The 19,965-nt window shown below is 71.9% G+C and carries 14 protein-coding genes; 8 read left to right on the plus strand and 6 right to left on the minus strand.

The features are described 5' to 3' along the window. Positions 1-151 precede the first annotated feature (151 nt). From WME76_RS40110 to WME76_RS40120, 3 genes are all read left to right on the plus strand, one after another. Positions 152-1,249, plus strand: a complete 1,098-nt coding sequence (locus WME76_RS40110) for a hypothetical protein (RefSeq protein WP_437957426.1) — start codon at positions 152-154, stop codon at positions 1,247-1,249. A gap of 135 nt (positions 1,250-1,384) precedes the next feature. After that, entirely contained in the window at positions 1,385-2,830 is a 1,446-nt protein-coding gene (locus WME76_RS40115; protein ID WP_437957427.1) for a hypothetical protein, read from the plus strand. A 1,727-nt stretch (positions 2,831-4,557) separates the two neighbouring features. Continuing rightward, positions 4,558-6,396, plus strand: coding sequence for a hypothetical protein (locus tag WME76_RS40120; protein WP_437957428.1), 1,839 nt, complete (start codon positions 4,558-4,560; stop codon positions 6,394-6,396). A gap of 96 nt (positions 6,397-6,492) precedes the next feature. Here the strand turns inward: WME76_RS40120 and WME76_RS40125 are convergent, their stop codons facing one another. Further along, a complete protein-coding gene (locus tag WME76_RS40125) occupies positions 6,493-7,311 on the minus strand; it encodes a DUF6597 domain-containing transcriptional factor (RefSeq protein ID WP_437957429.1) in 819 nt (272 codons plus the stop codon). Between the two features lie 72 nt (positions 7,312-7,383). On the opposite strand from WME76_RS40125, the gene WME76_RS40130 reads away from it, so the two are divergent. Next, positions 7,384-8,058: a glutathione S-transferase family protein gene (locus tag WME76_RS40130; protein ID WP_437957430.1), complete on the plus strand. Its 675-nt coding sequence runs from the start codon at positions 7,384-7,386 to the stop codon at positions 8,056-8,058. Between the two features lie 91 nt (positions 8,059-8,149). Next, the gene (locus WME76_RS40135; protein ID WP_437957431.1) at positions 8,150-9,637 is read left to right on the plus strand and encodes an amino acid permease; all 1,488 of its coding nucleotides are present in this window, start codon (positions 8,150-8,152) and stop codon (positions 9,635-9,637) included. A 36-nt stretch (positions 9,638-9,673) separates the two neighbouring features. Here WME76_RS40135 and WME76_RS40140 read toward each other — a convergent pair whose 3' ends face one another. After that, a complete protein-coding gene (locus WME76_RS40140) occupies positions 9,674-12,223 on the minus strand; it encodes a PAS domain S-box protein (protein ID WP_437957432.1) in 2,550 nt (849 codons plus the stop codon). A gap of 189 nt (positions 12,224-12,412) precedes the next feature. On the opposite strand from WME76_RS40140, the gene WME76_RS40145 reads away from it, so the two are divergent. Beyond that, the gene (locus WME76_RS40145; RefSeq protein ID WP_437957433.1) at positions 12,413-13,942 is read left to right on the plus strand and encodes an ATP-binding protein; all 1,530 of its coding nucleotides are present in this window, start codon (positions 12,413-12,415) and stop codon (positions 13,940-13,942) included. A 203-nt stretch (positions 13,943-14,145) separates the two neighbouring features. Here the strand turns inward: WME76_RS40145 and WME76_RS40150 are convergent, their stop codons facing one another. From WME76_RS40150 to WME76_RS40165, 4 genes are all read right to left on the minus strand, one after another. Further along, entirely contained in the window at positions 14,146-14,970 is an 825-nt protein-coding gene (locus tag WME76_RS40150) for a hypothetical protein (protein ID WP_437957434.1), read from the minus strand. Positions 14,971-15,508: 538 nt separating this feature from the next. Beyond that, positions 15,509-16,240 (minus strand): SirB1 family protein, encoded by a 732-nt coding sequence (locus WME76_RS40155; protein ID WP_437957435.1) that lies wholly within the window; start codon positions 16,238-16,240, stop codon positions 15,509-15,511. Between the two features lie 58 nt (positions 16,241-16,298). After that, positions 16,299-17,108: a polysaccharide deacetylase family protein gene (locus WME76_RS40160; protein ID WP_437957436.1), complete on the minus strand. Its 810-nt coding sequence runs from the start codon at positions 17,106-17,108 to the stop codon at positions 16,299-16,301. A 3-nt stretch (positions 17,109-17,111) separates the two neighbouring features. Further along, complete coding sequence (locus tag WME76_RS40165; protein WP_437957437.1) at positions 17,112-17,669, minus strand: hypothetical protein; 558 nt, start codon at positions 17,667-17,669, stop codon at positions 17,112-17,114. Positions 17,670-17,929: 260 nt separating this feature from the next. On the opposite strand from WME76_RS40165, the gene WME76_RS40170 reads away from it, so the two are divergent. Further along, positions 17,930-19,417, plus strand: a complete 1,488-nt coding sequence (locus tag WME76_RS40170) for an MBOAT family O-acyltransferase (RefSeq protein ID WP_437957438.1) — start codon at positions 17,930-17,932, stop codon at positions 19,415-19,417. Between the two features lie 149 nt (positions 19,418-19,566). Then, on the plus strand, positions 19,567-19,902 hold the full coding sequence (locus WME76_RS40175; RefSeq protein ID WP_437957439.1) for a hypothetical protein: 336 nt from the start codon (positions 19,567-19,569) through the stop codon (positions 19,900-19,902). Positions 19,903-19,965: the final 63 nt, after the last annotated feature.

Here is a 19,965-nt window from a genome sequence, read left to right on the forward strand (position 1 = left end):
ATGAGGGCGGGAAGATGGGATCGGCTCGGGTCTCATCTTCCGCGCTCCGCGCCGTCATGCTTTAATGCCGCCGTTCTTGGGAAGATGCTGCCTGTTCGGCGCATTGTCAGGCCGGACGGACAGGTCATCGGCCACCTGAGGAGAGCTGCTTATGAGCAAGGAACGAGATACCGAGACGCAGGACCCGTCGAGCAGGGGCGTTGACCGGCGGCAGGCCCTCCTGGGGCTGGGGGCGATCGCCATCACCGTGTCGTGCGGAGATGGCGGCGAGTCGGAGCCGAACCCCGACGGCACCGGCACCGCAAGCTCTGCGAGCTCCGGGGCCAGCGGGACCACGGGCTCGGGAGGCGGGGGGCCCGAGCCGGCCACCTCATCGGGCTCCGGCTCGGGCGGCTCGGGACCTGGCGCCACCACGGCAGGTTCGGGCGGCTCAGGCACGGGAGGCACCGACCCGGGCGAGGGAGGCGGGGGAGGTGGTGGCAACGGCGGCGACCTCATTGCGCCGCCGTTCGATGCCGTGCCGATGTGCATGGCGTTCAACAAGACGGACGGCGCCGGTCAGGGGCCGTTCTTCATTCACGAGCTCGAGAAGAACGACGACATCTCGCTGATCCGACAGGACATCCGCGGTCGCTACAATGAAAGCGCGCCGGCCGGCGTGGAGATGCAGCTCCACCTGCGCGTGCTCGACCTGAGCAAGCCCGACTGCGATGGCACGGGCGTGGGCCTGGCCGACGTGGACGTCTATATCTGGCACACGGACGGGCAGGGGTTCTACAGCGGCTTCGGAGCCAGGGGTACTGCCAATGAACAGAACCCCGACTCGCCGTACGCGGGCAGGCCGAACCAGAACAACCTGGACACCAGCGAGCGTTTCTGTCGCGGCGTGCAGACCACGGACGCGGACGGCGTCGTCTCGTTCCGGAGCATCTTCCCTGGCTGGTACAACGGCCGCGACGTTCACATCCACTTCGTCTGCTTCAAGAAGGGGTCGATGTCGATGGGTCGCGTGAATTACAGCGGTGGGTCCCACATCTTCACGACGCAATTCTACTTCGATCCCGCCTTCACCGATTCCGTTCATACCAAGTACGAGCCGTACAAGGCGCGCACCATGGGCAATCTGGCGATGGCGTACCAGGGCGCCATCAAGGCCGACGAGCGGGGCAACAGCGGCCTTCGTGCCAAGGCATGGATGGAGGGCGACGTCGTGGTCGCTCAGATGCAGATCGCCGTGAACTCGGGCTAGACGGCCCCGTCGCGCTCCGCTGCGGTCGAGCGCATCGATCAAGTCGACCGCCCCCTCCCCTGGAGCCTCGGCTCACGGCGCGAGCGAGGGCGCGTGGCTTGTGGCGCGGCGACGGCGCGGGCATGGAGCCCGCTCATGCCCTTCCGAGAGCTCCTCCCCATCGTCCTCCGCGGCGCAGCCATCGCGCTCGGCGCGGGGCTCGCGGCCTGCGCCGCGCCACCAGGCTCGACCGGCGCGAGCTCGCCGAGCGCCCCCGCGGCGCCGGCGCGGCCGAGCGCCTCCGCAGCAGCGCCGGCGCGAACGGCGGCGGGCGACCCGGCTTCGCCCGGGGCCGCCCGACCCGAGCTGCCGCCCGCGTCGGCCGAGCAGATCGCGAGCCTCCCGCCGGGCGCCGCGCTTTACTTCGCGCTTCGCAGCAGCGACCTCGGCGCTGCCGTCCAGGTTCTGCCCGAGCTCGCCGAGCTCCTGGTCGAGGCGAACCGCGCGCTCGGCAGCCAGGACCCGCTGGACGTGACGCTCGCGAAGGCCGGGGTCGATCCGCGCCGGCCGATCCTGGGCGCCGTGGTGCCCGCGCCCGAGAAGAGCGCGCGCGCGGTCGTCGACGCCATGGCCAAGGGGGCCTCGGGCGACGCGCTCGCGAAGGTCGTTCGCGGGCACGCGCAGGACGCGACGCGGCTGCGGCTCGTCGTCCCGCTCGCGAGCGGGGCGGACCCGCGGCGCGCCCTGGCGCCCGCGATCGGCGTGCTGACGGGCGACGCCCCGCTGGACGCGTGTCCGGGCGCCGCGCGCTGCGCCGGCTTCGGCGCCCGTGCGCCGCTCGGCGTGGCGCAGGGAGGGCTCGCCGCCGTCGCGGTCCACGCGGACGGCACGGATCATCTCCGGCTCGACATCGTGATGCCGCTCTTCGGGGCCGGCGCCGATCCGGCCGCCCTGAAGGAGCTCGTCGCCTTCAATGGAGAGCGCGGGGGCCCGGAGGGTCGGTGCTCCAGGTTCGACGCGAGCCCCGCAGTGTCGGTGTGCCTCGACCCCGACCGCATGGGCGAGCTGGGCGCGACGGACGGCTACGGCAAGATCGCGAGAGCGCTCTCTCACTCCGTCGACCCGAAGGTGATGCCGGCGATCGCTGCCCTGGGCCTCGCCGAGTCCCGTCAGAACCTCTGGCTCGCGGCGCCGGCGCGCAGGCTCGCCAGCGACGGCACCCTCGGGCTCACGGTGCAGGGCAAGCGGAGCCGCCTGGTCGCGTCGTGGGCCCTGACGGACGCCTCGCGCGCCGGCGTCGAGCGGGCGTTCGCCGCCGAGCGATGCGCTGTCGGCGATGCGACGACCAGGGAGCTCTTGCCCGCGCTCCGCGCGGCGTTCGGCGACCCGGGGAGGGGCTTCGACGACCCGAAGAAGGTGGTCAACGCGTTCAGGGAGGCAGGCTGGTCTGCCTACGTGATCGCCGCCGCCGGCACATGGCCGAACCTGCTCGGCGTGATCGCGACCGCGCTCGATCGGGGCCCCGGGGCCGACCCCGGCTACCAGGTATGCGCCCGCCACGACGACGGGCGGCTCGTCCTCGTGGCCGAGCTCCGGAGATGATCGCGCGGCAAGAGGAGCTCGAAGGACCCCTCTGACGAGCGAGCGACCGTGGATCTCGGAGAGCGCAACTTCTGGCGTCGAGTTCGCCGGCATCGTGACCGGACCGGGGCTGCGTCGCCGGTCGCCGGCCACCTGGGGCGGGTCGCCGGTCGTCGGCCAACCTGGCCAGTTGGCCGGCCAACCGGCCGGCTGGCCGGCCAACCATGAAGTTCATGGCGCCCGAGTGGGTGCGTTCGGTGGTCACCGTCGGACCTCCGAGACGACCGCCGGCTCACGCCGTCATTCACCCGGGGCGCTCGCCCGGTAGGGGCGGGCGAGCGACGGAAAGATCAATCGTCTCGATGGGTTCCACTCGAGGCTGCGCCGCGCCACGCTCCGCTGTGGCCTGACGTGCCTCGTTCGAGGTCTTCAGCCTCTTCAGCGAAAGGCCGACGCGGCCAGATCGCGCGGGAGCGCCGCTCGGCCGGGTGAGGTGGTGGCGATGGGAGACTTCGTCGCTCGCCTCCGCCGAATGGACACGGGAGCGCCTCCCGGCCGTGCCTTCCTCGCCTTCCAGCTCCAGGCGCGACTCGTGCAAGGGCAGCACGCCGGCCGGCTCACGCCCCGCCGCCCCGCGCACTGCGCGCCTCGTGAAAGCGGTCGCCCTCCCATGCGGTCAGGACGGCCGCCAGTCGCGTCGCGTCGGTGTGTCGTCCGATTCATCGTTGGACGCGTCAATCGGTGCGTAATTCAATGCGTCAATCGGTGCGTAATTCAATGCGTCAATCGGGCGCGTCAATCAGGTGCATAAACGACGCGATGATCGAGGTTCAATTTCTCTTGACGTGCGCAAGTGGATTCTGGTCTTGTTCACGATCGCGCCGCCCTGCGAACGGCAAGGGCACGTATCGGAACCCGTATGCAGCGGTTGCATCCTCGAGCCGCCCTCGCCGCGCTGGTGGCGGGCTCCTTCTCGTCGCGGCCTGCCGGAGTGCTGTGGTCGTGGGATATGTGCTGCCCCGACTCAAGCCCAGTGGGCAGCGCTCGGTACGTGGTATTCATGGCTCCTCCGCGGCGAGGCAGATGCGACGGAGCTCGGCCTTGAGCCGCGCTCTGCCGCGTCGCGATGGCGCCTTCGACGTCGTTCTGGCGTCCATCTCGGGTACTCGTATGGACACCCCGATCACGGCATCGTGACGGCGATCGATCGCCGACTGTAGCTCACGGAATAGGGTTGCCTGCGTTACGCGATTGTATTAGAATGGTTTCTGGCAAGGGGGTAGGCTCCATGTGAGCCACGGAGTCACGACTCCTGTGCTCACTGGTGATCCCTGCCGAGCTTCGGGGAAGCGCTCTCGTCTGCGCGTTGTTTTTTGCGCTCGAGGAGCCCCGGTGTATCCGATGGCTACGCGGGGGTGGTCGACGGACGCCGGGGTTCGCTTCTCGTCGTCGTAGTGCGTTCTTCTGCCCGCGATCGGGTTCAGGACTCGAGAGCGGGCTCTGTTTCGGCTCGTGTGTTGTTGCGCGTCTCTCGTCACTGCCGCCCAGCCGTCCGGCCGTGACGAGACCGCCAGTCCACCGTCGTCGAGACGGCGGCTGTGGTGCATGAATTGATGGCAGCGACGTTCATTAAAACAAGGAAAACAACCATGGCACAGCGGTTCAATGCACAGGCGGGCGCCTGTGGATCGATGGTCATTGCACTGACGATTGCGGTCTCCGCGTGCACCGCGGGCGACGAAGGGCCTGTGACGAGCGACTCGGAGGACAACGGGTCCATCCGGGCGGCGCTCACCGTCGGAGGCGAGCGGCACGACGTCACGGCGGTCCACTTCAAGGTGGTCGACCTCTACGCGTCCTGCGGCGACGCGGCCATCGCGGAGACCACCAGCTCGCTCGAAGAAGAGGCGCTCCCCGGGAGCGTCGTGCCCACCGGCGCGGCGAACCACGCCGGCGCTGACGGGCTGTTCGTGCTGCCGCCCGGCGACTACCGCGTCTGCGTGTCGCCGCTCAGCGGCGAGGGGCCGTCGAGCGAGTGCGCTCCCACCGAGGGGACGGCCTCTGTCTTCTCGGCCGTGACGACGGAGGTCCTCCTCGTGTCGCAGTGCGGCGCAGCCGCGAACGGCGGGCTCGACGTGATCGTCGCGCTGAACGACCCGCCGAGGCTCAATGACCTCGACATCACGCCGAGCAAGTTCATCACGCAGTGCGAGACCGCCACGATCGCGGTCGCCGCGGAGGATCCCGACGGCGACCCAGTCACCTACTCCTGGGCCGTCCTCTCGGCCCCTCCCGGCGCCTCTCCCGTCCTCAGCGCCACCGACGCCGTGGCCGAGTTCTCGACCGACACGCCGGGCGACTACCAGCTGCAGGTCGTGGTCTCGGACGTGTACGCCGCCGCGAGCTCCCTGATCTTCCCTGTCCACGTGTCGGCCGAGGAGTGCGGCGCCTGCGCGTGTCCCGACGGCTTCACGGCGCTCCCCGACGGCGGCTGCGCGAGGGCCTACGACATCGACGCGAACCTCCTCGTCAACCTGAACGACAGCTGCGACTTCACGGGCGCGGACCGGTACAACGGCTGCAACGGCGAGCCGTACGGGTTCCAGTGGACCGACGCCGGCGGCGGGCTCTCCGTGGCCCGGGTCGACGTCGAGTTCGAGACCGGCATCACCTGCTCCGGGGGCAACCGGACTGCGTGGCTGAACGGCGCGCCGATCGGGAGCTTCGACACGGTCGGCCTGTGCGAGTGCGAATCGCCGAGCGGCCTCGTCTCGCTTCAGGCCGTGGACACCGGCAGCTACAATCCGGGCGGCGTGAACACCGTCACGATCCCCGCCGACAGCTGCGAAGGGCTGAGCCAGAGCGGGTCGCTCGGCGGCTCGTTCGCGCGCGTCACCGTGACGTACAGCTGCGGCTCCGTCGTCCAGGAAGGCAACGTCGGTTACTACGACATGTCGTTCGCCGAGGGGAGCTCGTTCCAGGAGCAGCCCATCGTCACGGCGGGCGGCACCCCCGTGAACGTCTTCGATCTGTCGCCCAGAGAGCTCTCCGCGCTCGATGTGCTCTTCGTGCAGAACCCGGACAACGAGTCCTTCGGCGGCGAGTACCTCGGCCAGCTCGGCGCGATCGAGGAGGCGGTCGCCTCCGGGCTCGTCCTCATCATCCATGACCGCTTCGTCGACACCGCGAACACCATCCTGCCGGGCGGGAGCGATTTCACGATCCTTCGCGACTTCGCGGACGACCGCAACATCGAGATCGTCGACCCCACGACGCTCGTCACGAACGGCCCCGGCGGCGTCATCAACAACGCGTCGCTCGACAATGGCGGCTCGTCGAGCCACGGGTTCGTCGTCGCGGGCACGCTCCCCGGTGGGAGCGCCCGGATCCTGAGCCGGACCAGCCCCGAGGAGCTCGTGACGATGTGCTATCCGTACGGCGCGGGCGCGGTCGTCTATTCGACGATCCCCCTCGACTACTACCTCCAGAGCGGCAGTGGCGCCGAGGTGGACGTGAACCTGTCCCAGGTCTACGCCCCGAACGTCGTCGCCTACGGGCTCGCCGGCGCCTGCTCCGCCCGCCGCTGACCGCGGCGCCCCGCCGCTGACCGCGGCGCCCCGCCGCTGACCGCGGCGCCCCGCCGCTGACCGCTACTCCCCGCCGCTGACCGCGGCTCCCCCACCTCATCTCGACCGCGCTGCCGCGCACCGCTCCGCGTAGGCAGCGGGCGTGAAGCCGACCTGAGCTTTGAAGTCGCGGATCAGGTGCGCCTGATCGTGATACCCGAGCTCCTGCGCGAGCGCCGCCCACGCGACGGGCGCGCCCGAGGCCACGCGCTCCGCGGCCTCCTGCACGCGTGACCGCCGGATGATCCACTTGGGCCCGACGCCGATGTACCGCTCGAACGCGCGGTGCAGCGTGCGGACCGAGACGCCGGCGATCCGGGCGAGATCCTCGGCGCGGTGCATGTCGCGATCGCCCTGCGCGCGGACGGCGAGCGCCATCGCCTCGTCGAGCCCGGCGTCCTCCGGGCCCCTGCGCGCGCGCAGGGCCTCCTCGACGGCGCGGATCGCGGTGGCGTCGTCCGGCTGGTCGAGCACGGCGCGCTCGAGCGGCTCGGCCACGCTGCCGAAGATCTCGACGAGGGGGACGACGCTGTCGACCAGCCGGCGCATGGCGAGCGGCGAGAAGGGGAAGAAGCCGCCCGGCTTGAACTTCGTCGCGACGACGCGCCCCGTCCCCTCGAGCCGGGCGACCTCGCGCCGGGTCCCGATGCCGTGCAGCGCCGAGCCCGGCGCCTCGATGGCCAGGTTGACGCAGGGGTGCGGCAGGATCTCCTGCTCGAACGGCGCGGCGAGCGACCAGCGGACGACCCAGTGCCAGTCGACGAGCCTGGCCAGGTCGGGCGCGGGCGCGTGGCGGCGCAGCTCGAAGCGCTGGAGGCCCGCGGCGGGGTTCAGGATGCCGCGGGTAGGGTCCTCCGGGGTGATGCTCGGGCTCATGATCGCGCGTGGCGCTCTTTTACAATACCACGCCTGGCCGTGGCTTTAGGGTCGGTCCCCGGAGGCAGCAACATGGCTGATTCGACAACGACCCCGCGGGGCAACCTCGTCTTGTTCCATTCACCGAACTCGCGCTCGATGGGCACGCGCGTCCTGCTCGAGGAGCTGGGCGCGCCGTACGAGCTGCGCGTCCTCAACATGAAGGCCGGGGAGCAACGCAAGTCCCCTTACCTCGCCGTGAACCCGCTCGGGAAGGTGCCCGCGATTCTGCACGACGGCGCGCTCGTCACCGAGCAGGTCGCGATCGTCATCTACCTCGCCGATCTGTTCCCGGAGGCGGGCCTGGCCCCGGCGATCGGGGATCCGCGGCGCGGGCCGTATCTCCGGTGGATCGCGTACTACGGGTCGTGCTTCGAGCCGGCCGTCGTCGATCGGGCGATGAAGCGCGACCCGGCTCCCCCCTCGACGTCGCCGTACGGAGACTTCGATACGATGTTCGGCGTGGTGGCGGAGGCGCTCCGGAAGGGGCCGTATCTGCTCGGCGACCGGCTCTCCGCGGCCGACGTCCTCTGGGGCGGGGCGCTCGACTGGATGCTGAAGTTCAAGCTCGTGCCCGAGCTGCCGGAGGTGAAGGCCTACGTCGCGCGGGTGTGCGGTCGGCCGTCGTTCGCGCGGATCGCGGCGAAGGACGCAGAGCTCGCCGCGGCGCACGAGGCAGCCGTCGCGGCCGAGGCACGGGCGAGCTGAGCCTGCCCCGCCCGGACGCCCGGCGGCGCCTCCGGCCGCCGCTGGCTTGACGTGCCCGGGGCCGGGCCGCAGAGCCAGCACACCAACGACCATGGGGAGCCGGCTGCTCGTCCGCAAACCGCTGTCGGTGCTGAAAAAGGAGCTGGAGGGGGAGCACCGCCTCCGGCGCGCCCTCGGGCCGCTGCAGCTCACGAGCCTCGGGATCGGGGCCATCGTCGGGACAGGCATCTTCGTGCTCACCGGCCAGGCCGCGCACGACAAGGCCGGTCCCTCGCTGATGCTGTCCTTCGTGGTCGCGGGGCTCGCCTGCGTGTTCGCGGCCCTCTGTTACGCGGAGTTCGCGGCGATGGTGCCGGTCGCGGGCTCGGCCTACACCTACGCGTACGCGACGCTCGGAGAGCTGCCGGCGTGGATCATCGGGTGGGACCTCGTCCTCGAGTACGCCGTCGGCGCCGCCGCCGTCGCGCACGGGTGGTCCCACTACTTCCAGGATTTCATCGGGATCTTCGGGGTACAGCTGCCAAGACAGCTCAGGAGCGCGCCGTTCGACTACGATCCAGCGCTCGGCGAGCTCGTGTCCACGGGGGCGATCCTCGATCTCCCCGCCGTCCTCGTGACGACCGCGGTCACGATGATCCTGCTCAAGGGGATCCGCGAGAGCGCGGCGTTCAACGCCGCGATGGTCGTGCTCAAGCTCGCTGTCGTGCTCTTCGTCCTCGTCGTCGGCGCGTTTCACGTCGACCCGGACAACTGGCGGCCGTTCGCGCCGTTCGGGTATGGGGGGCTCAGCTTCTTCGGTCACACGATCTACGGCGAGGTCGGCAAAGGGGGAGAGCCGCTCGGGATGCTCGCCGGCGCCGCGACCATCTTCTTCGCGTACATCGGGTTCGATGCGGTCTCCAACCACGCCGAGGAGGCGAGGCGCCCGCAGCGCGATCTGCCCATCGGCATCGTGGCCTCGCTCATCATCTGCACCGTCCTCTACGTCGCCGTCGCGGCGGTCCTGACGGGCATGGTGCCCTACACCGAGCTGAGCATCGACGCGCCGGTCTCCGACGCCTTCGCGCGCGTCGGCCTCCCGTGGGCCCAGTTCATCATCTCTCTCGGGGCGATCGCCGGGATCACCTCCGTGCTGCTCGTGCTCATGCTCAGCCAGCCGCGCGTGCTGCTCGCCATCGCCCGCGACGGGCTCCTGCCGAGGAGCTTCTTCGGATCGGTGCACCCGGTGTTCAGGACGCCCTGGAAGTCCACCTTCCTCACCGGGTTCGTGGTCGCCGCCCTCTCGGCGCTCCTCCCGCTGCGCATCCTGGCGGAGCTCGTCAACATCGGGACGCTCCTTGCGTTCCTGTTCGTCTGCGCCGCGGTCCTGGTCATGCGCCGGACGTCGCCGGACGCGCCGCGCCCGTTCCGGGTGCCGTTCTATCCGCTCACCCCGATCCTCGGGATCGCGATCTGCCTCCTCCTCATGTTCTCGCTGCCCACCGAGAACTGGCTGCGCCTCGCCGCCTGGCTCCTCCTCGGGCTCGCGGTCTACTTCGGCTACAGCCGCAAGCACAGCACGCTGACGGCCAGCCCGTGACGCCGCGGCGCGCGTCGCGGCGCCACGGGGATCGGCCTACCCCGGCGGCGCGGGCCCTCGCGGCGGCTCGCCCTCCGCCGCGGCGCAGGCTCCAGCGACGACGCGGGGCAGATCGACCGAGAAGGTCGCGCCGCTCCCGGGCGCGCTCTCCACCCGCACGGCGCCGCCGTGCTGCTCCACGATGAGCCGCACGATCCAGAGGCCCAGGCCGAACCCGCCGTAGTGCATCACCGACGCCGCGCGCTGGAACCGCTCGAAGATGCGCGCCTGGTCGCCGGGCGCGATGCCGATGCCGCGGTCCTGCACGGCGAACCGGACCCGCTCCGCGTCGGCCTCGACGCGCACGTCGATCGGGGCGCCGGCGCCGTACTTCACGGCGTTCGACAGGAGGTTCGTGATCACCTGCTCCACGCGGGCGCGATCCCAGCGCACGAGGACCTCCGGGCTCCCGAGCAGCCGGATCGGCGAGCCCTGCGCCTGCGCTTCCTGGAACCGCTCGACGCCCTCGCGGAGCAGCGCGACGAGGTCGAAGTCCTCGACGTGCAGCGACAGGCCCTGCGCGGAGATCCGCGAGACGTCGAGCAGATCGTTCACGAGATCGCTCAGCCGGAAGACGCTCCGGTGGATGGTCGAGAGCTTGGCGTCGAGCCGCGGCACGCCCTGGGGGGCCTGCCCGCGCCGGATCGCCCGGCGCAGGCTCTCCACCTGCAGCACGAGCGCCGTGAGCGGCGTCTTGAGCTCGTGCGACGCGATGGAGAGGAACTCGTCGCGCACCTGGACCGCCTCCTGGAGGCTCCGGAGCAGCCGCTCGCGCTCCTGCTCCAGCCGGAGCCGCTCGGTCTCGTCGCGCGTGTTCATCACCGCGCCGGCGGGCGCGCCGTCCGCGCGGCGCAGGGGCGAGGCGCTCGCCGACAGGACGCGCAGCGAGCCGTCCGGGCGCCGGACCTGCCAGCGGGCGCTCTCCACCTTCTCCCCGTGCAGGGCGCGGTGGAGCGGCGTCTGCTCGGCCGGCATCGGGGCGCCCTCCGGCGTGAAGAAGCCCGCCGCGCCGGCCCACTCGTCGATCGTGCGCTCCGCGGCCGGCCCGAGCTGCCGCTCGGCCTCCGGGTTCATCAGGCGGACGACGCCGTGCTCGTCCACCATGACGATCCCGTCGCCGCTCTGCCCGACGAGGCGCCGCAGCACGGCGTGCTCGGCCGCGCGCCTGCCCTCGCTCCGCTGGAGCGCGTCCTCGGCGCGCTTGCGCTCGATCCCCTGCGCGACCGTGTCGGCGATCGTCCCCAGCGCGTCGAGCACGTGCTCGTGCAGGGGCCTCCGCGCGAACATCGCGACGACGCCGACGAGCCGGTCCTCGACGAGCAGGGGATATCCGGCGAAGGACACCATGCCCTCGCGCTGCGCCCACGCCTTCTCGCTCACCTGCGGATCGTTCAGGACGTCGTTCGTCAGGTGCGGCCGGCGCTCCCTCGCGATGCGGCCGATCTTGTAGCTGCCGACGGGGATGCGGCTGTGAGGCCCGTCCATGTGCGTGTACATCCCCGCGCTGGCGTGGAGCTCGAGCACCTGATGGAGGTCGTCGAGCAGCCAGATGCGCGCGAACGCGGCGTCGAGGTGCCCCCGGATCGCCTCGGCGCAGCCCTGCAAGAGCTCCAGCATCGTCCCGGAGCGGGCCAGCGCCGCGCTCACCTCCGCCCGGAGCGCGCTCATGAGCGCCTGCACCGCGAGGAGCTCCTCGCTCCGCTTGCGCTCCGTGATGTCGACGAACGTGACGACGGCGCCGACGACCTCGCCTTGCCGGCGGATGGGGCGGGACCAGTACTCGACGGCGAGGCCCGTCCTGTCCGCGCGGAAGAGCAGCTCGCCGTCGAGGTGCGCGGGCTCCCCGCTCCGCAGCGTGCGGCAGATCCGGCACTCGGACTCGGGCAGCGGCGCGCCGCTCGGGCGCGTGTGGTGGACGAGCTGGTGCATGGTGCGCCCGACGAGCTCCGCCTCGCCCCGGTAGCCGAGCAGCCGCACGCAGGCCGGGTTGGCGAACGTGCACCGCCCCGCGCGATCGAGCCCGTACATGCCCTGCTCGCTCGACTCGAGCAGCGCTTGCATCCGCTCCTCTGCCTCGCGGAGCGCGTCCTCGGCGACCCTCGCCCGCGTCACGTCCGTGGAGACGCCGCGGACCACGGGCGCCCCGCCAGCGTGGTCCATGCGGCGGGCGAGCTCGCTGCTCAGCCACACCGTGCGGCCGTCCGCGGCGAGGATGCGGTGCTCGATCCGCTCGGTCGCCCCCTCCGCGAGGACCTTGCGCACGAGCGCGAGCAGCCGCGGCCGGTCTTCCGGGTGCTGCTGCCTCCAGAACAGCCCGTCGTCCGCCGCCCAGCGCTCCGCGGCGTGCCCGAACAGCTCCCTCGCCGGCGCGCGCACCGACGACAGATCGAGCGCGTCGCCCCGCATCTCCCAGAGCAGCGCGTCCACGGCGCCGAGGAGCGCCCGCGCGCCCTCCTCCTCCGGGTCCGCCGGCGCGCGCCGCTCGTCCTCGGAGGGGGCCGGGCTCTGCCGGCCTGCGTCCGATGACTCCCGATGCGCGTCGATCAATCGGCCCTGGAGGTCACCCGCCGGACAACCCACGTGCCAGGCTAGCATGTTCACCGCAGCGCGCCCCCGGGCCTACCCGGCGCCCGGCGGCACGATGGCCGAGCGCGAGCGCGCGTCGAGCCCGCGTCGCGCCCGCCGGTGCGATCGGGCGCGACCTGGGCGAGGATGGCGCGGAGGGGCAACGACACCGTGCGGCTCGGAATCCGGCTTCAGCTCTTGCTCGCGCTCGGCGCGCTGCTCGTGCTGGCGTTCGTGCCGCTCTTCTTCGCGGTCGCGAGCCTGACGCAGGCCACGATGGGCGGGGTGCGCGCGTCGAGCGCCCGCGCGATCGGCCGGGCCATCGCCGGGCACGTCGCCGCGGCGCGGGCGAGCCGGTCCGCGCCGGACCTGTCGCAGCTGCTCGAGGCGCAGCTCGGGCCGGACGGGGCGTCGGCGATCGGGGTCTACGACGCGGCGGGCGCGCTCGCGGACCGCGCCGGGGAGCCGGAGATCGCGGCCGCGCTGCCGGCCTCGGTGGAGGCGGGCGCGGAGGTGCTGCGGGCGGTGCGCACGGCGCGGGGGGGCGCGATCCTGGTGGTCGTGCCGGAGCACGCGCGCGAGGGGGCCGCGCGCGGGGGCGGCGGGCGGGAGGGCGCGGCGCTGGCGGGCTCGGTCGCGGTGCTGGTGCCGACGGACCCGTCGACCGTGCCCGCCGCGCCGCTCGTCCGGATCGTGGCGCTCTACACGGGGGTGGTGGCGCTCGGGCTGCTCGTGTTCGCGTACATCGCGATGACGCGCCTCGTGGTGCGGCCGATCGACGCGCTGTCGCGGGCCGCGGGGCGCGTGGCCGGCGGCGCGCGCGACCTCGAGGCGCCGCAGGCGGGCGCGCGGGAGCTCGCGGAGCTCGGGGCGAGCCTCGCGCACATGACGAGCCGCCTCCGCGCCGACGAGGAGTCGCTGCGGGCGAAGATCGCGGAGGTCGAGCGCTACGCGGCGGACCTGAAGAGCGCGCAGGAGCGGCTGGTCCGCTCGGAGCGGCTCGCCTCGGTGGGGCGGCTCGCGGCGGGGCTGGCGCACGAGATCGGCAACCCGATCGCGGCGATCCTCGGCCTCCAGGAGCTGCTGCTCGCAGGGGGGCTCACGCCGGCGGAGGAGCGCGACTTCGTCGAGCGGATGAAGCGGGAGACGGAGCGCATCCACAAGATCCTGCGCGACCTGCTCGACTTCGCGCGGCCGGCGGCGCCCGGCGCGGGTGACCCGGGTGGCGCGGGGGACGCGCCCTCCGGCTCGGTGGCGGACGCGCTCGAGGACGTGCTGTCGCTGGTGGCGCCGCAGAAGGAGTTCCGCGGGGTCGAGCTCGCGCGGGACGTCGCGCCCGACGTGCCGCCGGTGCCGCTGTCGCACGGGCGGCTGGTGCAGGTGCTGCTGAACCTGCTCCTGAACGCGGCCGACGCGGTGCCGCGCGCCGGCGGGCGCGTGTGGGTGCGCGCGTCGCGGGGCGCGGACGGGGGCGCGCGGATCGAGGTCGAGGACAACGGGCCGGGGATCGCGGAGGCGGTCCGCGAGACGCTGTTCGAGCCGTTCATCACGACCAAGGAGGTCGGCGAGGGGACAGGGCTCGGGCTCGCTGTGTGCCGGGGGCTCGTCGAGGCGGCGGGCGGCTCGATCGGGGTCGATCGGGGAGACGGGGGCGGGGCGCGGTTCGTGGTGAGGCTGCCGGCGGCGGAGGGACGAGGCTGATGGGAGGGGCAACGGTCAAGCATTGGCCATGCTCAGCCACATCCATGCAATCTCCATTGCTGCGCGTTCGGAGTTGCATCTGCCATGGTGTTGCACATCAGGCCGCTCGGTGGCTGGCCATCACTGCTCCCTCGGCGCTCGATCGTCCGTGGCGCTCGCGCAGCCCTGACGTCGGGCTCGCGGGGCCGATGAGCACGTGACGCTCAGCCCGTGCGCGGCGCGTAGACTTCGAACGGCTTGAACACGGAGTTGTCGATCAGCTTGTGCAAGAGCGGGCTGTACTCAGGAGAGGAGCCGACCTGCCAAGCCTGGAGCCGTTCCATCCTCTCACGGTGACCTTCAAGCGCACGGAGGAACGCGCGATCGTGCTCGTAGAGGTAGTGCAGAAATTTATCCTTCAGCCTTGGCGCACCGTGCAGCTTGAGCTCGGCGACGCGCTGAAGGCGCGCCTTGAGCCGTGCTCGTTTGAACTCATCTGCCCGGAGATTCGCATGCAGCGCCTCGAGCAGCCCGCGCAGCCTCGGCGCCCGCTCGCCGAGCCGCTGCACGAGCAGCGGGACCGACACGTTCAGCGGCACTGTGCAGTTTACCCGACGATCCTGGCCCACGAGGCAGCTACCCCGCGTGAGCACGCGCAGCAGAACCGTGGCGTCACCGCCCTCACTGCGGGAGTACTCGCGACGGAGCAGCGGCTCAATCGCCGGCCATTGCGACTTGATTGTAGCTCGGTGCGGCGAGTCAGCATCACCGAGTATGAAATCTTCCGTCGCGATGGGTGATCGGGGTGGTTCCCGCTTCAGGTATCCCCTGATGTGAGGGAGTAGCTGCTGGCGCATCTGCCGCACCCTGCCGAACTTTGTTCTGTCGGGGTAGCTTTTGACCAGCGCATCGAGCGTAAGGAACGACCCCATGGTTCGCTGCAGGCGGGCTCCCTCTCCGAGCGCGAGCCTTTTCGTTGCGCGCGCGGTGTTGTTGTAGACTTCGCCTTCGATGTCATCGTGCGGCCCGGAGACCACCTGCGTCGCCATGGCGACCTCCCACACGATTGTAGCGATCGGCAGTGGTCCTCGCTTCTCGAGGAGAGCCAGGACTGCCTGTTGCAGCCGACCCGGACCGCGTGACATTACTCGCCCCTCCGCGCCGAGCGACGCGCGGCAAAGCGCAGCACGGCAGTCGCAAAGAGTAGAGCCGCCGACAGGAGTTGGACAGCGTCGTGAAGAATGTCGTGATTCATGAGCAACCTCTCCCTCACTCTATCGCTGCGCACGTGGCCCGCCATGCGGAGGTAGCGCACCCCTATATATATAGATGAGCACTCACTTGCTCTCCTGCCTCACTGGAGCGCGATGCGAGCCGAGCGCCGGGCATCCGTGGGCGGCAGCTCGGCTGGGGCGCTGCCGGCGAGACCTCTCCCTTCTTCGAGGCCACCCCCCAGCCTCGCAGCGAAGGATGCGCTCGTAGAGCTCCTCGAACGTCGGCGAGGCCGCGGCGGGCTCACCCATGCTCCACGAGGGCATCCGATCGCGCGCAGAGCGCGAGCCGCCGTCAGCCCACGTCAGCGCAACGTCAGTTCACCACGCGACCCGACGACGGCCACGGCCGCTCGCCGCCGAGCTGGTCGAGCTCCTTGCGCAGCTCGTCGGTCGGCGCGAGCACCTGCATCCGCTCGAGCACGCTGCGCAGCTTCGCCGCGTCCGAGCGGCTCGAGTAGATCGAGCGCAGGTTGTTCAGCATGCGCACCAGGATCTGCCGCTTCTGCGCCGGCACCAGCAGCCGCGGGTCCGGATCGCGCGTGGCCCCGGTGGCGCGGGTGTGCAGCGCGCGGAGGTCGTCCCGGCCGAGCAGGCGGCCCTCGAACGGATCGATGAGCAGCACGCCGCCGCGGACCGGCGTCCTCACCAGGAAATGACCCGGGAACGACACGCCCTGCGCGTCCATGCCGGCCCGCCAGCACACCTCGAGGAGCACCACCGCCAGCGTGATGGGAATGCCCGTCCGGCGATCGAGCACCTCGTGCAGGTAGCTGTTCTTCGGGTCGTAGTAATCGCCCGTGTTCCCGTGGAACCCGAGATCGCCGTAGAACCAGCGCAGCAGCGCCTCGATCGGGCCGCTGCCCGGCGTCGCCTCCGGCGCGCGCTGCGGCCGCTCGATCGCCCGGCGCGCCTCGCCGCCGAGGCGGTCGAGCATGCCGAGGTAATGCGGGATGTCGAGGCCCGGGTACGCGGCGTCGTCGATGAGGAGCGCCGCCTCGGCGAGGTCGAGCTCGTCCTCCGGCCTCGCTGCGATATGCGCGAACATCGTCAGACTCACCGGCGCAGCCATCGGACGGAGCGTAGCGCCACCTGAGAGAAATGGTCTAGGCCAGGGCGTCGTCCCGCGCGCCTTCGTCGAGCCACGCGTCGACGCGCACCCCGACCAGGTTGCGCTGGCTCATCGCCGCGAGGACGCGCGGGAGCGCCGCCACCCCCGCGGGCGCGTGGTCGTCGCGCTCGGCCGCATCGTGGAGCAGCACGATGGCCCCGTCGCGGAGCCCCGGGATGATCCGGGCCGCCACCCGCTCGGGGCTCGCCCCGGCCAGCCCGTCGAACCCCCGCGCCGACCAGCCGATTACGTCGAGGTCGAGCGCGTCGACAACGCGGCCGATGCGCGGGCTCGTGTGGCCGACAGGCGGCCTGAACAGGGCAGGGCGGTCGCCGGTGATCCGCTCGATGACGTCGAGGTTGCGCCGCAGGTCGCGCTCGACGCGGCGGGCCGACCGGAGCGAGAACAGCCGGTCGTGCTCGTGGCTGTGCAGCCCGATCGCGTGGCCCCGCGCCGCGATCTCGCGGACGAGCTCGGGGTGCGCCTCGGCCTTGCGGCCGATGACGAAGAACGTCGCCTTCACGCCCGCCTCGTCGAGGAGCGCGAGCACCCGCGGCGTGTGCTCCGGGCTCGGCCCGTCGTCGAACGTCAGCGCGACGCCGCGCGCGCCCGGCGGGCCGCGCTTCACCACGTCCACGAACATGCCGAGCCCGAGGAAGAAGACCCCGCACAGGACGAGCGCGACGTACCCGACGATCGCCGCGCCGGCCACGGCGAAGGGCACCGGCGCGACGAGCAGCGAGCGCGCGACCAGCGCGAGCGCGCCGGCCGATGCCACGTAGAGGAGCGCCCGCGCGACCGGCACGGGCTACTTCTTGGAGCGCTTCTTCTCGGGCTCGATCTCGAGGTCGTCCTCGAGATCGTCGACCGCGGGCGAGGCGGCGATGCGCTTGTTGCCCCCCGCCGCGGCCTTCGCTTCCGGCTTCGCGCCCGGCGTCGCCTCGTCCGACGGGTCGTTGTCGGCCTCGTAGAAGCCGCCCAGCAGGGCGGCCACCGCGGCGAGCGACGTGATCGCGAGGCCGCCGAACGTCCCGGCGGTCCCCGCGGCCTCGCCGAGCGACAGGTTCGCGCCGCCGAGCTCGCCGAGCGGCACCGGCACCGGCACGGTCAGCCACCGGCGCGCGGCGTACATCAGGCCGGCGCCGAGCAGCGCCCCGGCGAAGGCCTTCATGCCCGCCTCGATCTTCGCGTCCTTCGCCCAGATGGGCTTTCCCGCGATGAGCCCGACCAGCACCCCGGCGAGCGCCGCGGCCAGGTAGGCGACGATCGCGATGGGCGCCCCGTAGCCGAGCTTCGCCAGCCCGAACCCCAGCAAGCCCCCCACGATGAGCCCCTTCACAATCCCGAGGATCAGGCGACCCAGCATCAGATTCCATCCTTGGCACGACGCCGGGCGCTGTTCAACAGGGCGCCGCGCCGCAAGCGCCACCGCGCGGCGCGCGCCGTGGTAGAGGGCGCCCACCGCCCGGGTGGCGCCCGCCGCCCCGGGGGGCCCGTCCACCGTATCAACGTCCCGCGGCGCCGCGGTTCCACGGATCCGCGGTCCCACGGCGCCACAGCCCCCAGCGCCCGGCCCAGCAGCGCGCCGCGCCCCGCGCGGCAGCCTGGCCCGGGCTCCGACCGGTCGTGCTCTTCAACACCCTTCGCTACGCCGAGTTCTTCGCCGCCGTCTTCGTCGGATCGTGGGCGCTCGCGCGGTTCGCGCGGACGTCGGCGAACCGCGCGCGCCTCGTGTTCCTGCTGCTCGTGAGCTACGGGTTCTACGCGGCCTGGGACTGGCGCTACCTGCCGCTCATCTTCGCCTCGTCCACCGTCGACTTCCTGCTCGCGCGCGCGATCGCCCGCGAGGCGAGGCCGCGGGCGCGGCGCGCGATGCTCATCGCCACCGTGGCGCTGAACCTCGGGTTCCTGGGGTTCTTCAAGTACTGGAACTTCGCGATCGAGAACGCCGCGGCGCTCCGCGCCCTGCTGACGGGCGAGCCGACGACCGTGGGTACCGCGTTCCGGGTGCTGCTGCCGCCGGTCGGCATCTCGTTCTTCACGTTCGAGTCGATGAGCTACGTCATCGACGTCTACCGGGGCGAGCTGCGGCCCCACAAGAGCTACCTCCGGTACCTGCTCTTCGTCGCCTTCTTCCCGCACCTCGTCGCCGGCCCCATCGTCCGCCCGCGCGACCTGCTCCCGCAGTTCGAGCGCGCCCCGAGCCTCACCCGCGAGCAGGGCGGCGAGGGGATGTTCCTCGTCGCGATCGGCCTCGTGAAGAAGGTCGTCCTCTCCGATCAGCTCGCGCTCAACCTCGTCGACCGCGTCTTCGAGCGCCCGGAGAACTACTCGGCCCTGGAGGTGCTCGCGGGCGTCTACGGCTACGCCGCGCAGATCTACTGCGACTTCTCGGGCTACACCGACATCGCGATCGGCTCGGCGCTCCTGCTCGGCGTGCGGTTCCCGAAGAACTTCGACGCGCCGTACAAGGCCCGGAACCTCGCCGACTTCTGGCGCCGCTGGCACATCTCGCTGTCCACCTGGCTCCGCGACTACCTGTACATCCCGCTCGGCGGCAACCGCGGCTCCGAGCTGGCGACGTACCGCAACCTGATGATCACGATGCTGCTCGGCGGCCTCTGGCACGGGGCGTCGTGGAACTTCGTCTTCTGGGGCTTCCTCCACGGCCTCGGCCTCGCCGTGACGCGCGCCTTCCAGCGCGCGGTCGGGCGCCGCCGGTCGGGCGCCGAGGGCGAGGTGGCGGCGCGCGCCTCGGCCTCCCCCTCTCTTCTACGGTTCCCCCTCCACGCCCTCTGCGTGCTGCTGACGTTCCACTACGTCTGCTTCGCGTGGATCTTCTTCCGCGTGCCGACCTTCTCGCAGGCCGTGCTCATCCTGCGGCAGATCGGCACGCTGACGACGTTCCACCCGAACCTCCCGCCCGTGCTCGTCGCGCTCCTCGGGGCCGCGCTCCTGTCCCACTACGTGCCGGAGCGCCTCTACGAGCGCGCCCGCGCCTCGTTCATCGCGGCGCCGGCGCCGATGCAGGGCGCGCTGCTGTTCCTCGTCGCCGTCGGGCTCCACGAGGCGGCGAGCGCGACCGCCGTGCCGTTCGTGTACTTCCAGTTCTGAGCCGGCGCCGGCAGGGCAGCGAAGCGCGGGGAGGCGCGGCGGCGAGGTCCAGGGCCGGGGCGCCGTGCTCTGCCGCACAGGCTCCCCGCGGTTCCGCCGCCGGTGCGTTTCTCGCGCTTCCGAGCGGATCCGTGCACTACGCTCACGCCGTGCGCCCATCTCGTCTCGCCGCCCTCGTCCCCCTGGCCGCCCTCGTCGCCGGCGCGCTCTCGCCGGCGTGCAGCATCGCCAACGTGCCGTCGAACGCGATGCCGATGGTCCGGTCGCGCGCGGTCTCCGATCTCGACTGCCCGGACAAGGACGTCCGCGTCGAGGAGCAGATCGGCGGCCAGTTCAAGGCCGTGGGCTGCGGCCGCAAGGCGTACTACCGGGCCGCCTGCGAGGCGCTCCGCTGCGTGGTGAGCGGCGAGGGCGAGGCGGCCGTGCCCTGGAGAGACCGCCCCGAGCCGGCCGAGGTCGACCTGCAGCGGGACCGGCTGCCGTAGGCAGGCGCCCCGGCGCGCCGGCCGATCCCGGGTTTCGCGGGCTTTTTGGGGTCACCTGGGCCC

The organism is Sorangium sp. So ce119, assembly GCF_051524405.1.
GTDB lineage: Bacteria > Myxococcota_A > Polyangia > Polyangiales > Polyangiaceae > Sorangium > Sorangium cellulosum_G.

What these genes read in the sequence shown, in the direction of transcription:
- WME76_RS40110 (WP_437957426.1), top strand. Translation starts at nt 152, where the DNA reads ATGAGCAAGGAACGAGATACCGAGACGCAGGACCCGTCGAGCAGGGGC.
- WME76_RS40115 (WP_437957427.1), top strand. Translation starts at nt 1,385, where the DNA reads ATGCCCTTCCGAGAGCTCCTCCCCATCGTCCTCCGCGGCGCAGCCATC.
- WME76_RS40125 (WP_437957429.1), bottom strand. Translation starts at nt 7,311, where the DNA reads ATGAGCCCGAGCATCACCCCGGAGGACCCTACCCGCGGCATCCTGAAC.
- WME76_RS40130 (WP_437957430.1), top strand. Translation starts at nt 7,384, where the DNA reads ATGGCTGATTCGACAACGACCCCGCGGGGCAACCTCGTCTTGTTCCAT.
- WME76_RS40135 (WP_437957431.1), top strand. Translation starts at nt 8,150, where the DNA reads ATGGGGAGCCGGCTGCTCGTCCGCAAACCGCTGTCGGTGCTGAAAAAG.
- WME76_RS40150 (WP_437957434.1), bottom strand. Translation starts at nt 14,970, where the DNA reads ATGGCGACGCAGGTGGTCTCCGGGCCGCACGATGACATCGAAGGCGAA.
- WME76_RS40155 (WP_437957435.1), bottom strand. Translation starts at nt 16,240, where the DNA reads ATGTTCGCGCATATCGCAGCGAGGCCGGAGGACGAGCTCGACCTCGCC.
- WME76_RS40165 (WP_437957437.1), bottom strand. Translation starts at nt 17,669, where the DNA reads ATGCTGGGTCGCCTGATCCTCGGGATTGTGAAGGGGCTCATCGTGGGG.